This is a genomic window from Stenotrophomonas sp. Steno-Z10-BAI (assembly GCF_056393115.1).
In genome coordinates, this window is record NZ_JBWJOZ010000002.1 from 458,427 (window position 1) to 472,127 (window position 13,701).

Here is a 13,701-nt window from a genome sequence, read left to right on the forward strand (position 1 = left end):
TGTGTTTCACAGGGTGGCAGGGTGCAGAGCCGAATGCAGGTGCCGGAAGTTGTAGTCAGGTGCGTCTCTTCAACACGGCTACGGCCAGCTCAAGGGCGGCCAAGGCAACCAATGCCCAGATGAACACGGCCTTGCCGGCGGTGACCAGCAGCCAACCGCCGAAGGGCGGGAATCCGAAGATGCCGATGAAATAGGCGACGACAAACCAGGTCAGTGCTGCGTGGCGGTCTTCCTGGCGCGCTCCGTGGACCGCCCAGGTCTGAATCACCGGATAGAGCAGGCCGTAACCGGCGCCGGTGAGGACAGCGGCGGCAATCTGGAACGCCGGATGCACCGGCACCCAGAGCAGGCACGCCAGCCCTGCAATCAGGCAGCCCAACAGACAGCTGATCAACGGGGTCCGCGACCATGTGGGCAGAAGACGTGCCAGCAACAAGCGTGCTATCACGGCGGTGCCGGCGTGAACCGCAAAAAAGGTGGTGGCACTCGCCCGTGTACCTTCGCTCAGCGATCCCTGGAAGGCCATCATGCCGGAGAAGACGGCGCCACCGAATCCGGCCATCACAATCGGACGAATGGCGGCGCTTCTGCCGAGCGTGGCGATGCTGCGCACCCACGGTCGCAGCGCGCCCTCGCGTGGGCAACGCGGTTCACGCAGAGCGAATACGGCCAGCAGCAGTGAGGCCACCAGTCCGCCCACGGCTACGCCGATGAATGCAGTACTCAACGGAAACCCGCCGTGTGTCACTGCCAGCGCGAGCAGGATCGGGCTTCCGCAGATACCCGTCATCTGGAACGCGCTGAAGCGGGTGAAGGCAGTGCCCCGGGCGCTATCGGTCAGCCGCTCGGACAAGGCGAGAGGCGCACCTAGATAGAACATTCCCCAGCCCAAGCCAATCAGCAGCGCAGCCAGCCCAGGCAGGTGAGCCGGTTCCAATCCGCGGAGACTGGCCAGCAGGGCATAGCCGCAGGCGAGGGTGAACGCGCCCAGGGCCGCCAGACGCGCCGCATCGATCCGGCCAGCGCTCCAGCCAACCGCAGGAACACCGATCAGGGTGCCGATCAAGGCCATGCCAAGGGTGCTGCCAGCATCGATATCGGTTCCGCCGTGCGCGCGGAACCATAGCGAGATGAGGAAGGTGGCGCCATAGCCCGCGGCGGTGAGCAGCGTGCCCAGCATGATGAACGGCGTCGATCTGGGGTGCATGGCGCATGTGCCTGAAGCAGGGTTGTCGATGCAGCGTCCGCCGTCGATGCGCTCGCTTGCGCGTTGTGCTGTCTGTCGCGACGCGCTTCGCGGGGGGCAAAAGGCGTGTGCGCAGTCTAGAAAGGCCGGGCATCCGAACAGTAGAGGCAAATGCGTCAATAAACGGAATCCAAACCACCGCCACGGCTGGCGGATCGACCTGCATCGGCGTTCTTGCGGCGGCGAACGATGCGTGCCTGCGGGGCTGCATACAGGATGCATACATCCCTATGCACTGCGCACACACTCGGTTGCCTACGGTGGACCCAGAGTCAGAGTGCAACCGCGCTCGGCTTTCCCCATAAGGAGTAGATGATGAGTCAGCAGATCCCCGAAGGTACCCTCGTTGTTGTCGCCGATGGCGGCTCGGCCCGCGTGTTCACCAACGTCGGCACGTCGCATAAGCTGCAACTCAAGCAGGAGGGGGAACTGCAGCTGCAGGCCGTCAGCGAAACCGGCGCGTCCGGGCAGGGCCCGTCCGGCTCGGTGCCGCAGGAAATGACGATTTCCCAGCTCAACGAGGCGACGTTTGCCAAGCAGGTTGCGGCGCAGTTGAACGAAGACGCGTTGAAGAACCGCTACGCACATCTGATCCTGATCGCCGATCCGCAGACACTGGGCCGTATCCGCCCACTGCTGCACAAGGAAACGCAGGAGCGCCTGATCAAGGATCTCGCCAAGGACTTCACCAACGCGCCGCTGGAGGATATCCAGCGCGCACTGTCCTGAGGACCGCCCATGGCCTTCGTGCGTGAGTACAGCCCATCGGACATCACCCGCGCCGAGATCGATGCGGGCAGCGGATGGGTGCTGCTGGAATTCGGCACCGGCTGGTGCGGCCATTGCAGTGCCGCCCAGCCCCTGTTGCAGAAGTTCCTTGGCGGCTACGATGCGACGCACCTGAAGGTCGAGGATGGGAAGGGGCGGCCATTGGGCCGCTCCTTTGCCGTGAAGCTGTGGCCGACCGTTATCCTGTTTCGCGATGGCCAGGAAATCGCGCGGGCGGTGCGGCCGCATGAGCGCGAGGATCTGGCGCCGCTGATCGACGCGCTGGAACGCGGCCAGTAGCGCCAGGGAAACAGCTTGAAACACGCTGTTCCATGCGCCGCAGACACGCATGGAGGGGATCGAGTGCGCCAAGTGTAGTAATATGGTCCGCTTGATCACCCCCGGGCCATTGCCCGCTTCCTGGTCATCCATCCCGCAGCGTCGCTGAGTCCACGCGGCCGTCCGGGATCGTCTGTTGCAACCCCTCTTCGCGCGTCGCGCTGTGTCATCAGAGGCGGTATTTCCTGTGCCGTGCGCGGGACCTCGGGCGCCGCGATGGCCTGCTTCCAGGAGAACGCAGATGCAGGACCTGCCTGCCGCACACGCTCATTTCGGCTGGTTCAAACGCCGCCGCCAGATGCATGTCGACGAAGTCACCGTCGTTGATCGCCCCATGTTGAAGAAGGCCGTTGGCGCCGCCGCGCTCGGCAATGCGATGGAGTGGTTCGATTTCGGTGTCTACGGCTACCTCGCCGTCACCCTCGGCCACGTGTTCTTCCCCGACAGCAGCCCGACCGCACAGCTGATCGCCACGTTTGCCACCTTCACCGTCGCCTTCCTGGTGCGCCCGCTGGGCGGCCTGGTGTTCGGCCCGCTGGGTGACAAGTACGGGCGGCAGAAGGTGCTCGCGGCCACCATGATCCTGATGGCCGCCGGCACCTTCAGCATCGGCCTGATTCCCTCGTACGACCGTATCGGCATCTGGGCGCCGGCACTGCTGCTGCTTGCCCGCATCGTGCAGGGGTTCTCCACCGGCGGTGAGTACGGGGGCGCGGCAACCTTCATCGCCGAGTATTCGACCGACCGCAACCGCGGCCTGATGGGCAGCTGGCTGGAGTTCGGCACGCTGGGCGGCTACATCGCCGGTGCCGGCACGGTCACCGCGCTGCACATGGCCCTGACCAGCACCCAGATGCTGGACTGGGGCTGGCGCATTCCGTTCCTCGTCGCCGGCCCGCTGGGTCTGCTCGGCCTGTACATGCGCATGAAGCTGGAAGAAACCCCGGCCTTCCGCGCGTATGCCGAAGAGGCCGAGAAGCGCGACCACGAACGCCCCGGCCTGGGCGCGTTGTTCCGCGTGCATTGGGCACAGTTGCTGATCTGTGTCGGCCTGGTGCTGGTGTTCAACGTCACCGATTACATGCTGCTGACGTACATGCCCAGCTACCTCAGCGTCACGATGGGCTATGCCGAAAGCAAAGGCCTGCTGCTGATCATCATCGTGATGCTGGTGATGATGCCGCTCAATGTGCTGGGCGGGTTGTTCAGCGATCGCCTGGGCCGCCGCCCGATGATCATTGGTGCCTGCATCGCGCTGTTCCTGCTGGCGATCCCGTGCCTGAAGCTGGTTGGCAGTGGCAATGACTGGCTGATCTTCCTCGGGCTGATGCTGCTCGGCGTGGCGCTGGTGTGCTTCACCAGCTCGATGCCGTCCACGCTGCCGGCGCTGTTCTATACGCCGGTGCGCTACAGCGCGCTGTCGATCGCCTTCAATGTCTCGGTTTCGCTGTTCGGTGGCACCACGCCGTTGGTGACCGCCTGGCTGGTGGAGCGCACCGGCGATCCGCTGGTGCCGGCGTACTACCTGATGGGCGCGGCGGTGATCGGCGTGATCACCATGCTGTTCGTGCGTGAGACGGCCGGGATGCCGCTGCGTGGTTCGCCGCCGGCGGTAGCCAGCGAGGCCGAAGCCCGTGCGCTGATGCACAGCGACGAGCCGGTCACGGTGGATGCGACCCAGCCGACGCTGCCGGTGGCTGCGGTGCCGGAGGATGCGCGTCCCGCGTAGGCGCCGTCCGCTCGGCCCGGCGCCGGCAACACCCGCACCGCAACATGTCAGCTCGATCGGCCAGTGCTAGGATCAACCTCACCTGAATCGATCTAAATTCAACGCCATGATAAAAACGGGGACGGTGCGGTGGTTGGGGCTCGCGGTAGGCGCGATGTTGGTGGCCGGCACGGCCACGGCGGCACCGGCGAAGCTCGGCGAACGCGCCTATGCGGCGGTCGATCCGTTCATCGGCACGGCCGGGGAGGGGCACACCTATCCCGGCGCGACCGTTCCGTTCGGGATGGTGCAGCTCAGCCCGGACACCCGCATCCAGCCGTGCGAGAAGGCGTATGGCTGGGCGGCGGGCTACCGGCATGACGACACCAGCATCGTCGGCTTCTCGCACACGCACTTCTCCGGCAGCGGCCATTCCGATCTGGGCGATGTGCTGCTGATGCCGGTGCGCACCGATGCCAGCCTGGAGCGGGGCGATCCGGACAAACCCGGCAGCGGCTATACCTCGCGCTTCCGCCACGACGACGAGCGCGCCGAACCAGGCTACTACGCCGTCACCCTGGATGATCCGAAGGTGCGCGCCGAGCTGACCACCAGCACCCGCGTCGGCGTGCATCGCTATACCTATCCGGCCAACCAGCCCGCACGCGTGCTGCTGGACCTGCGCACCAGCCTCTACGACTACCCCGGCAAGATCATGTGGTCGCGCCTGCGCGCCCGTGAGGACGGCACCATCACCGGCTTCCGCGAGACCCGCGGCTGGGCACCGGGGCGCCAGCTGTATTTCGCGATGCGCTTCTCGCGGCCGCTGACCGGTCACGCCTTCCACAACACCGAAACCGACATCGCCTACAAAGGCTTCCCGCCGCCGGGGCATCAGAGCCCGGCCCAGCGTGCGCAGATCGAAGGCCGCCAGCTGGTCGGCACCTTCGATTTCGGCACGCTGGACACGCCGCTGGTGGTGACGGTGGCGATCTCGTCGGTCAGCGAGGCCGGTGCGATCGCCAACCTGGAGAGTGAAGTACCGGGCTTCGATTTCGACCGTGTCCGTGCCGAGGCGAAAACGCAATGGACGCAGGCACTGTCGGTGCTGGATATCGACGGCCCCGAGCACGACCGTCGCAGCGCCTACACCGCGCTGTACCACAGCCTGCTCGGGCCGACCGTGTTCATGGACAGCGATGGCCAGTACCGCGGCTCGGACAATGCCGTGCACCGCGCCGAGGGCTATACCAACTACTCGACGTTCTCGCTGTGGGACACCTACCGCGCCCTGCATCCGCTGCTGACCCTGGTGCAGCCTGAGAAGCGCAACAGCGATTTCATCAATTCACTGCTCGCGCACCAGCACAACAGCGCCTACGGGATGCTGCCGGTCTGGGCGTTCCACGGTCAGGAAACCTGGTGCATGATCGGCTACCACGCCGTGCCGGTGATCGCCGATGCCTACCTCAAAGGCATCCGCGGGTTCGATGAGAGCAAGGCGTTGGCGGCGATGGTGGCCACCGCGAATTACGGCCCGTACGACGGCATCGCGCAGTACCGCGAGCTGGGCTGGGTGCCGATCGATGAAGAAGGCGAGGCCGCCAGCAAGACACTGGAATATGCGTTCGACGACTGGACCATCGCGCGCATGGCCAAGGCGATGGGCAACACCCAGGTCGCCAGCGAGTTCGAGAAGCGCGCCACGAACTGGCGCAATGCCTATGACAAGGACACCGGTTTCATGCGGGCGCGCAAGCGCGATGGCAGCTTCCGCACGCCGTTCGATCCGAGCGCCAGCGGCTACGGCACGGATTACACCGAAGGCAACGCCTGGCAGTACTCCTGGTATGTGCCGCACGACGTGGCCGGCCTGGCCGCCGCGCACGGTGGCAGCGACGCGCTGCTGGCCCGTCTGGACCAGGTGTTCGAGGCCAAGGTCGACCCGTCCATCTTCGAGCACATGGAAGACATCACCGGCCTGATCGGCTGGTACGCGCACGGCAACGAGCCCAGCCACCACGTGGCCTACCTGTATGCCCATGCCGGCCAGCCGTGGCGCACCCAGGCCCGGCTGAAGCAGATCATGGATACCCAGTACGCCGACCGTCCCGATGGCCTGGCCGGCAATGACGACCTGGGCCAGATGTCGGCGTGGTACGTGTTCACCGCGCTGGGCTTCTACCCGGTGGCGCCGGGCAGCGGCGAGTACATCATCGGCCGTCCGTTCCTGCCCAGGGCGGCGCTGCACCTGCCCAACGGCAGGACCTTCACCATCGTCACCGACGGGCTGGGCAAGGGCCACGACTATGTCGGTTCGGTGACCCTCAATGGCCAGCCGCTGCAGCGCACCTTCCTGCGCCACGACGAGATCCTGGCCGGCGGGGAGCTGCGCTTCACCCTGCAGGCCGAGCCCAACAAGGCCTGGCCGGGGCAGGGCGCCGAGCAGCCGTACTCGATGTCCCACTGACCGGCAGCCGCCCCCCCCCTCTGGCCAAAATGGGATTTATGTCCAATTTGGCCAGAAGGGGTATAGTGGGCACATCCCGTCCTGGAGCGTGCCATGACCCTGCCACTGGATCTGCCCGGCCTTGAGAAGGCCACGGCCTCGTCGGTGAAAACCCGCGGCTGGCCCAGCCTGATGCGCACCGTCCGCGAGAAGCAGGCACTGGTGATCACCAACCACAATCACCCCGAAGCGGTGATCGTGGACATCAAGACCTACCAGGAACTGCTGGCCAAGGCCGCCGGCGGCGATGCCGACGAGCGCCTGGGCGAGCTGGAACGTCTGCGCGACGCCTTCGATACCACGCTGGCCAGCCTTGGCCGCGATGGCGGGTTGGGCAAGGTACTGGGGCAGCCGATCCGCCGCGGCCGCAAGGTTGCCCTCGGCAGTCCGCTCTGACCGATGGGACGCATTCTGGTGCTGGCCGGCGTCAATGGCGCCGGCAAGAGTTCGCTGCTGGGCATGTGGCTGGAAGAAGAAGGCCTGACCTGGTTCAACCCGGATACGTTCACCCGCCGCCTGGTGGAGACGGGCTGGTCGCTGGGCGAGGCCAATGCCGCGGCGTGGAACGAAGGCGCGCGCCGGCTGCGGCAGGCGATCGACGAAGGCACCGACTTCGCGTTCGAAACCACGCTGGGCGGCAATACCATCCCGCGCCTGCTACGCGAGGCCTGCGACCGCCACGATGTGGCGATCTGGTTCTGCGGCCTGCAGAGCGTGGCGCTGCACATCGAACGCGTGGCCGCACGGGTCAGCCGCGGCGGGCATGATATTCCCGCCGACAAGATCCGCGCCCGCTACGATTCATCGCGCGAGAACCTGCTGGCCCTGCTGCCGCACCTGGCTGAGCTGCACGTCTACGACAACAGTGCCCCGGCCGATGCCGATGGCGCCGAACCGCTGCCGGTGCTGCAGTTGGACCGCAACGGGCTGCACTATCCGGCCTCGGCGATCGAGCTGCTGCAGACCCCGGACTGGGCCAAGCCGATCGTGATGCGCGCCATGGAACTGCACGACATCCGCTGAGGCGCACCTCGCGCCTGCGCCCGAAGCTGGCCTCAGCCCACCGGCTCGTGGATCGGACACCCATTGAACCGCGAGCGGAACTGACGCGAGGCGGCCATCACCACGCGGCGAGCGCGATTCAAGCCGCCGAGTGGACGATGCTCGGCCAGCGCGTGCCACGGCGCGAACGCCAGTGCATCCTCGATGCCGGGCGAGGTGTCGGGCTGCCACGCCTGCTGCTGCGCCACGCTCAGGCGCGCCACCGGGAAAAACGGGCTGTCGGCCTCGGGCCAGGCGACCGATGCATCCTCGATCGGCATGCGCTCCACGTCCCGGCACAGCTGCACCCGCAGCTCCCACTCCACCGGATTGGGGAGGTCGGTAAAGAAGGCCACCACCGCCTCGCGCTGTGCATCTTCGTCCGAGCCGATCTTGTCACCGGTCAGTGCGAGCAGGGCAGGCGAGACAGGGGCCAATGAGAACTTGGCCATGTACGGGCCGTAGAGGAAGGGCACCTGGCTGAAGAAGGTCTCCCCCAGCGGGTGATGCTGCGGCTCGCCGCCCATGCCCTTCAACGTGGCGCTTTGCCCGCCGAGCGCTTCAAGCGCCGCCTCCGCACTGCGCAATGTCGCCGAGATCATGCGTTTGGTGCGGGGCATCCGCTCGGTGGTGGCGGCCAGCAGTTTGGCCGCGCGCAGGAAACCGGCCACGCCGGGTGTGTTGAAGGCCGGGCCGTTGACCATCAGGAAATCCTGCGTGTGCTGTTCTTCGGCACCCTCGGCACGTGGGCCTTCCACGCCGATGACCTTCAGCGCCATCGCGCGTGGAGTGGACACGGCATCGGGGAGCTGCTCGGCCGGCGGGGAGGAAAGGCGCACCCGTGCGTCGTAGCTTCCCGGCCGCGCGAACAGGCCGTGGCGCAGCTCCGCTGGCAATCCATCCAGCACGCGCAGCCGCCCCTTCAACAACCCCTGGCCCTTGGCATGGACCGCACGATGCGCATGGCCTTCCTGCTCGGCCACGGTCAACGCCATGCGCGCGAATACCTCGGTCAGCTCGCGGATGTGCGTGGCTTCGTCCGCGTCGGCGTATTCGAGCGAGGCGTGGTAGAGAACGGGTGGGCGCAGCGACATGCAAGGCTCCTTTGTGGTGGCGATCAGGCCGCAGCGGCCTTGGCATTGCCCCCGCCGGCCAAGGCCAGCAGGGTCAGCTTCTCGTCGGTGTCTTTCTCTTCCTTGAGCGTTTCCAGCAGCAGTGGCACCGCCGCCTTGTAGCCCAATTGCTTGGCCAATGCGGCGATGGTGCCGTACGAGGCGATTTCGTAATGCTCGACCTTCTGCGCACCGCCGATCAGTGCGGCATCACGCACCGGGCCTTCTTCGATGCTGTCGATGGCCTCCTTGCCTTCCTCGACAAGGCCTTCCATCGCAGCGCACTTGATCCGCTTGAGCCGGATGCCCAGCAGTTCGACGACCTGATCGATGCGCTCGATCTGCCCCTGCGTTTCGTCCAGGTGCAGGGTGAAGGCGGCGGCCAAGTCCGGGTTGGAGGCGGCGCGCGCCATCCTGGGCAGCGCCTTGGTCAGCTGCTTTTCTGCACTGTAGATATCCGAAAGTTCGTGGATGAACAGGTCTTCTGCGGTCTTGATCGCCATGGAGGTGCTGCCGGTGGGTTTGAGCGTCCGACGCTAGGCGCGTGGGTGTTAGTCCGGTGCACTTTGTTGTGAAGGGGCTCTGCACGCGCTCAGGGCGCGTCTGGCCACGCTTTCAGCAAAGGCAGCGGATCGTAGGCGCCGTCGGCTCCATAGATGCCCCAGTGCAGATGCGGCGGCGTGCCCTTGGCATTGCCGGTGTCACCGACGTAGCCCAGCACGTCGCCCTGCGCGATGATGTCGCCACGCGCCAGGTCTTCGCGCCAGTCATCCAGATGGGCGTAGTAATAGCGCTCGCGCGCCGGCCCCATTACCCAGACCTGACGCCCGCCCAGGCCGCTCTCGCGGATATCGGCAACGATCCCCGGGGTGGCGCTGCGCACCTCGGTGCCCCGCTTGGCGAAGATATCCACGCCGGCATGCGTACGGTCGCGCCCGCGAGGTGCACCGAACGTATCGGCCACCTGGCGTGCGGCAACGCCGGCTACCGGCACAGGCAGGGCAGTGGGGGCGGGCATCTGCGAGAGGCGCCACAGCGCCCGGGGCGATTCGGCGATGGGGCTGTTCCACACCACCCCGGCCACCACGATGCAGACGACAAGCACGAACACCCGTACGAGCCAGCGTCGTACGCGGCGGGCGGGGGAGGTGGCGGACGATGAGGCACTCACGATGTGGTCCCGCCCCTCTTCTTCGCCGCCGTGCGTCCCGACACATGCAGATGCGCCGGTACATGCCAGCGCCACGGAAACTCGATCGCCTTGCTGATGCCGATCCGCGGCCCGACCACCGGGGCCTGCGGTGGCGCCATCCCATCGGACACGATCCGGATGCCACGGTCATTGCGCACCAGATCCGCGCCGTCCAGGGCGTTGGTGATGCCCATCGCCTGCGACAGCCGGCCCGGGCCACTGGCCAGATCGCGCGCGCGCTTGATCGCCGGCCGCGCCTCCTGGATCAACGCCAGTCCCGCCACCGGCTCCAGCGCCCGCAGCAGCACGCCCCAGCCTTGGCCGATCTCGCCACACACCGCGTTCGAGCCCCAGTGCATGCCATAGCTGAAATATACGTACAGATGACCCGCTTCACCGAACATCGTGGCGGTGCGCGCGGTCATGCCGCGATACGAATGCGCCGCCGGGTCCTGGTCCCCTGCGTACGCTTCCACTTCCACGATGCGCCCCGCGCGACCGTCATCGCGCACCAGCAGCTTGTTCAGCAGCTCGGGCGCCACCTCGGCCGGGTGGCGCTGGTAGAAGCGCCGCGGTAGAACCTTCCACGTCTTCATGACCTTCCGCGCAATGGTTGCACCTTGTCAGCCTGGAACCAGCGCTTACTGTGACGCGGCGAGGGTCAATGCACGATCAAGGCGCCGGCATCGTCACGCCATGCTCGCCTGGCATTCGCGGCAGGTTGATTGGCGCAGGGCAATCCTCGAGGCCTGTCTCCGCCGCCATGCAGCACGTACCATGCCTGCCAGAAAGCGCCTGAAAATCGCGACCTTCAACGTCAACGGCGTGCTGACCCGGCTGCCGCATCTGCTCGCGTGGCTGGCGCGCGAACAACCGGATATCGTTGCCCTGCAGGAACTCAAGGCGACCCAGGAGGCCTTCCCGGAGGCCGCCATCCGCGATGCAGGCTACGGGTGCATCTGGCAGGGACAGCGCTCATGGAATGGCGTCGCGCTGCTGGCGCGCGGCCAGGACCCGATCGAGAGCCGGCGTGGCCTGCCTGGCGATCCGAAAGACGACCAGAGCCGCTATTTGGAAGCGGCTGCGCATGGTGTGATCGTGGGCGGCCTGTACCTGCCCAACGGCAATCCGCAGCCGGGGCCCAAGTTCGACTACAAGCTGACGTGGATGCAACGCCTGCATCGGCACGCGAACAGCCTGGTCACGCTGCCGCACCCGGTCGCGTTGATTGGCGACTTCAACGTCGTGCCCACGGATGCGGATATCTACGACCCCAAATCGTGGCGCAAAGACGCGCTGCTGCAGCCCGAGGTGCGCGATGCGTATCAGGCGCTGCTCGGGCAGGGCTGGACCGACAGCCTGCGTGCGGTGCACGGTGACACGCAGATCTTCACGTTCTGGGATTACTTCCGCCAACACTTCGCCCGCGACCGAGGGCTGCGCATCGATCATCTGCTGCTCAATCCGGTGCTTGCGCCTCGCCTCAAGGACGCGGGCGTGGACCGCTGGGTGCGGGCGCTGGAAAAGCCCAGCGACCATGCACCGACCTGGATCGAAATCGTGGCGCCACCCAAGCCCCGATAGCCGCACCGGCCCGATATCGAAAACACGCTGGACACGCTACAGTCCTCCGGCAGGTCGTTTGCGAGGGTATTGCCATGCCATATCGGAAAAGGGACATCGCCCCAAGCGTCGGCGAAGGTAAACGCCTGCCGGCCGGCCCGGAAACGCCCGTGTTCTGCCGGGCGCGCGAGTATCCTGCCGGCACGATCATCGCGCTGCATCACCATCCGGACCGCCATCAACTGGTCTACGCCGAAACCGGCGTGCTGGTGGTTCAGGCCGGGGCAGGGCGCTGGGTAGTGCCCAGCACGCGCGCGATCTGGATCCCGGCCGGCATGGGCCACAAGGTCAGCTGCATCGGCGCGGTCGGCATGCGCAGCCTGTACATCCTGCCGCAGGCGATCGCCCACCCGCCGGCCAGCGCGTCAACCGTATCGGTGACGCCGTTGCTGGCGGCGTTGATCCATGCCGCGATGGAGGTGCCGCCAGCGTACCGGCCGGATTCGCGCGACGGGCGGCTGATGCAGTTGATTCTGGATGAGCTGCAGATGCTGCCGGTACTGCCGTTGCACCTGCCGCAGCCCGCCGATCCACGTTTGCAGGCGATCGGCCGGCAGCTGGAATCCATGCCCGACGATCCGTCCACCCTGCAGGACTGGGCCGGCCGCCTCGGCGTGGATGTCAAAACCATCCAGCGCCTGTGCGCACGCGAGCTGGGCATGACCTTCGGGCAATGGCGGCAACAGGCGCGCCTGCTGCGTGCACTGGAACAGTTGGCGCACGGCGAAAAGGTGATCGACGTGGCGCTCGCGCTGGGCTATGCCAGTCCGAGCGCCTTCACCGCGATGTTCAAAAAGCGCTTCGGCCAACTGCCGAGTCAGTTCTTCCACTGAGGCAAACGCCTCAGTGCATCGTCGTCTTCGGCAGGAACGCCGTCGCCAGCCCGAGCAGTGGCAGGTACGAGGTGAAGTGGTAGACCCATACGATGCCATGCACGTCGGCCAGGTTGCCCAGCCCGGCTGCACCGATACCGCCGATGCCGAACATCAGGCCGAACATCAGGCCCGACACCATGCCCACGCGGCCCGGCACCGCTTCCTGCGCATACACCACCAGTGCGGCGAATGCCGAGGACATGATCAGCCCGACGGCCACTGCCAGCACGGCGGTGCCCATGAGGTTGGCGTAGGGCAGGGCGAGCGCGAACGGCGCCACGCCCAGGAAGGAAATCCAGATCACCGCCTTGCGACCGATCCGGTCACCGACCGGGCCGCCAATGAAGGTGCCCAGCGCGACCGAAGCCAGGAAGATGAAGAGGTACATCTGGCTCTGCTGCACGCTCAGGCCGAAGCGTTCGATCAGGTAGAAGGTGAAGTAGTTGGTGAACGAGGCGATGTACACGAACTTGGCGAACATCAGCACCGCGATCACCGCGATGGCCTGGATCACCTTGCCACGGCTCAGCCCGACGCCATGGCTCTTGGCCAGGCTCTTCATCTTGGCCTGACCATGCTGCACGGTCCAACCGGTGAGGCGGAACAGCACGGTGATGGCCAATGCGGCCGCCAGCATGAACCAGGCGATCGCACGCTGCCCATGCGGAATCACGATGACGGCGGCGAGCAGCGGCCCGATCGCCGAGCCGGTATTGCCACCGACCTGGAACGTGGATTGCGCGGTACCGAAGCGACCGCCCGAGGCCATCCGCGCTACGCGCGAGGCTTCCGGATGGAAGGTGGCCGACCCGATGCCAACGATGGCCGCGGCGATGAGCAGCATTTCGTAACTCGTGGCCATCGCCATCAGCGCGATGCCGACGAACGTGGCGATCATCCCCGAGGGCAGCAGATACGGCAGCGGCCGCTTGTCGGTGTACATGCCCACCCACGGCTGCAGCAGCGAGGCCGTGACCTGGTACACCAGGCCGATGATGCCGATCTGGCCAAAGGTGAGCGAGAACTCGCTCTTGAACATCGGGTACACCGCCGGCAGCACCGCCTGGATCATGTCATTGAGCAGGTGCGCGAACGCTGCGGCACCGACGATGCGGATCGCAAAGCCCTGGTTGGGGGCGGGGGTGAGGGGTTCGGTGGGGAGGACGGGCGGGGCAGCGGTTTCAGTGGTCATGGGGGCAGGATCAGGAGCGGATGGAGCCATGGGCATCGACGGGGCAAGCGTAAGCCGTGTATGGCACCGCGTCTCTCGCGATCTGGGCGGATATCG

The 13,701-nt window shown here is 66.3% G+C and carries 13 protein-coding genes and 1 pseudogene; 8 read left to right on the plus strand and 6 right to left on the minus strand.

What is annotated here, in order from left to right; genetic code table 11:
- Window positions 1–55: 55 nt before the first annotated feature.
- Entirely contained in the window at window positions 56–1,468 is a 1,413-nt protein-coding gene (locus AC06E9_RS06960; RefSeq protein ID WP_343182207.1) for an MFS transporter, read from the minus strand.
- A gap of 93 nt (window positions 1,469–1,561) precedes the next feature.
- Between AC06E9_RS06960 and AC06E9_RS06965 the strand changes: the two genes are divergently transcribed.
- The 6 genes from AC06E9_RS06965 to AC06E9_RS06990 all read left to right on the plus strand — a co-directional run bounded on the left by AC06E9_RS06965 (window position 1,562) and on the right by AC06E9_RS06990 (window position 7,593).
- Entirely contained in the window at window positions 1,562–1,975 is a 414-nt protein-coding gene (locus AC06E9_RS06965) for a host attachment family protein (protein WP_121036892.1), read from the plus strand.
- A 9-nt stretch (window positions 1,976–1,984) separates the two neighbouring features.
- Window positions 1,985–2,314, plus strand: coding sequence for a thioredoxin family protein (locus AC06E9_RS06970; protein WP_152154314.1), 330 nt, complete (start codon window positions 1,985–1,987; stop codon window positions 2,312–2,314).
- Between the two features lie 280 nt (window positions 2,315–2,594).
- Window positions 2,595–4,082: a glycine betaine/L-proline transporter ProP gene (gene proP / locus AC06E9_RS06975; protein WP_152154316.1), complete on the plus strand. Its 1,488-nt coding sequence runs from the start codon at window positions 2,595–2,597 to the stop codon at window positions 4,080–4,082.
- A gap of 106 nt (window positions 4,083–4,188) precedes the next feature.
- Window positions 4,189–6,531, plus strand: coding sequence for a GH92 family glycosyl hydrolase (locus AC06E9_RS06980; RefSeq protein ID WP_478055778.1), 2,343 nt, complete (start codon window positions 4,189–4,191; stop codon window positions 6,529–6,531).
- Window positions 6,532–6,624: 93 nt separating this feature from the next.
- Complete coding sequence (locus AC06E9_RS06985) at window positions 6,625–6,966, plus strand: type II toxin-antitoxin system prevent-host-death family antitoxin (RefSeq protein WP_121036888.1); 342 nt, start codon at window positions 6,625–6,627, stop codon at window positions 6,964–6,966.
- Window positions 6,967–6,969: 3 nt separating this feature from the next.
- Window positions 6,970–7,593 (plus strand): ATPase, encoded by a 624-nt coding sequence (locus tag AC06E9_RS06990; protein ID WP_121036887.1) that lies wholly within the window; start codon window positions 6,970–6,972, stop codon window positions 7,591–7,593.
- Window positions 7,594–7,625: 32 nt separating this feature from the next.
- Here AC06E9_RS06990 and AC06E9_RS06995 read toward each other — a convergent pair whose 3' ends face one another.
- From AC06E9_RS06995 to AC06E9_RS07010, 4 genes are all read right to left on the minus strand, one after another.
- Complete coding sequence (locus AC06E9_RS06995) at window positions 7,626–8,705, minus strand: catalase family protein (protein ID WP_121036886.1); 1,080 nt, start codon at window positions 8,703–8,705, stop codon at window positions 7,626–7,628.
- A gap of 23 nt (window positions 8,706–8,728) precedes the next feature.
- Window positions 8,729–9,226, minus strand: coding sequence for a YciE/YciF ferroxidase family protein (locus tag AC06E9_RS07000; protein ID WP_121036885.1), 498 nt, complete (start codon window positions 9,224–9,226; stop codon window positions 8,729–8,731).
- Window positions 9,227–9,315: 89 nt separating this feature from the next.
- Window positions 9,316–9,894 (minus strand): M23 family metallopeptidase, encoded by a 579-nt coding sequence (locus AC06E9_RS07005; RefSeq protein ID WP_478055779.1) that lies wholly within the window; start codon window positions 9,892–9,894, stop codon window positions 9,316–9,318.
- Window positions 9,891–10,511 carry a DNA-3-methyladenine glycosylase gene (locus AC06E9_RS07010; RefSeq protein WP_121036883.1) on the minus strand — a complete coding sequence of 207 codons (621 nt, stop codon included), beginning with the start codon at window positions 10,509–10,511 and terminating at the stop codon, window positions 9,891–9,893. The genes AC06E9_RS07005 and AC06E9_RS07010 overlap by 4 nt, the downstream gene beginning before the upstream one ends.
- Window positions 10,512–10,692: 181 nt before the next feature.
- On the opposite strand from AC06E9_RS07010, the pseudogene xth reads away from it, so the two are divergent.
- Together xth and AC06E9_RS07020 are read left to right on the plus strand one after the other, a co-directional pair.
- Window positions 10,693–11,493 (plus strand): annotated as a pseudogene (gene xth / locus AC06E9_RS07015) (exodeoxyribonuclease III); the annotation flags it as partial.
- Between the two features lie 80 nt (window positions 11,494–11,573).
- Window positions 11,574–12,371 carry an AraC family transcriptional regulator gene (locus AC06E9_RS07020; RefSeq protein WP_152154324.1) on the plus strand — a complete coding sequence of 266 codons (798 nt, stop codon included), beginning with the start codon at window positions 11,574–11,576 and terminating at the stop codon, window positions 12,369–12,371.
- Window positions 12,372–12,381: 10 nt separating this feature from the next.
- Here AC06E9_RS07020 and AC06E9_RS07025 read toward each other — a convergent pair whose 3' ends face one another.
- On the minus strand, window positions 12,382–13,605 hold the full coding sequence (locus tag AC06E9_RS07025) for an MFS transporter (protein WP_121036880.1): 1,224 nt from the start codon (window positions 13,603–13,605) through the stop codon (window positions 12,382–12,384).
- Window positions 13,606–13,701 lie beyond the last annotated feature (96 nt).

Bases quoted from the DNA above. Each gene is read 5' to 3' on its own strand.
- AC06E9_RS06960 (WP_343182207.1), bottom strand. From the start codon at position 1,468: ATGCATCCTGTATGCAGCCCCGCAGGCACGCATCGTTCGCCGCCGCAA.
- AC06E9_RS06965 (WP_121036892.1), top strand. From the start codon at position 1,562: ATGAGTCAGCAGATCCCCGAAGGTACCCTCGTTGTTGTCGCCGATGGC.
- AC06E9_RS06970 (WP_152154314.1), top strand. From the start codon at position 1,985: ATGGCCTTCGTGCGTGAGTACAGCCCATCGGACATCACCCGCGCCGAG.
- proP (WP_152154316.1), top strand. From the start codon at position 2,595: ATGCAGGACCTGCCTGCCGCACACGCTCATTTCGGCTGGTTCAAACGC.
- AC06E9_RS06980 (WP_478055778.1), top strand. From the start codon at position 4,189: ATGATAAAAACGGGGACGGTGCGGTGGTTGGGGCTCGCGGTAGGCGCG.
- AC06E9_RS06985 (WP_121036888.1), top strand. From the start codon at position 6,625: ATGACCCTGCCACTGGATCTGCCCGGCCTTGAGAAGGCCACGGCCTCG.
- AC06E9_RS06990 (WP_121036887.1), top strand. From the start codon at position 6,970: ATGGGACGCATTCTGGTGCTGGCCGGCGTCAATGGCGCCGGCAAGAGT.
- AC06E9_RS06995 (WP_121036886.1), bottom strand. From the start codon at position 8,705: ATGTCGCTGCGCCCACCCGTTCTCTACCACGCCTCGCTCGAATACGCC.
- AC06E9_RS07000 (WP_121036885.1), bottom strand. From the start codon at position 9,226: ATGGCGATCAAGACCGCAGAAGACCTGTTCATCCACGAACTTTCGGAT.
- AC06E9_RS07010 (WP_121036883.1), bottom strand. From the start codon at position 10,511: ATGAAGACGTGGAAGGTTCTACCGCGGCGCTTCTACCAGCGCCACCCG.
- AC06E9_RS07020 (WP_152154324.1), top strand. From the start codon at position 11,574: ATGCCATATCGGAAAAGGGACATCGCCCCAAGCGTCGGCGAAGGTAAA.
- AC06E9_RS07025 (WP_121036880.1), bottom strand. From the start codon at position 13,605: ATGACCACTGAAACCGCTGCCCCGCCCGTCCTCCCCACCGAACCCCTC.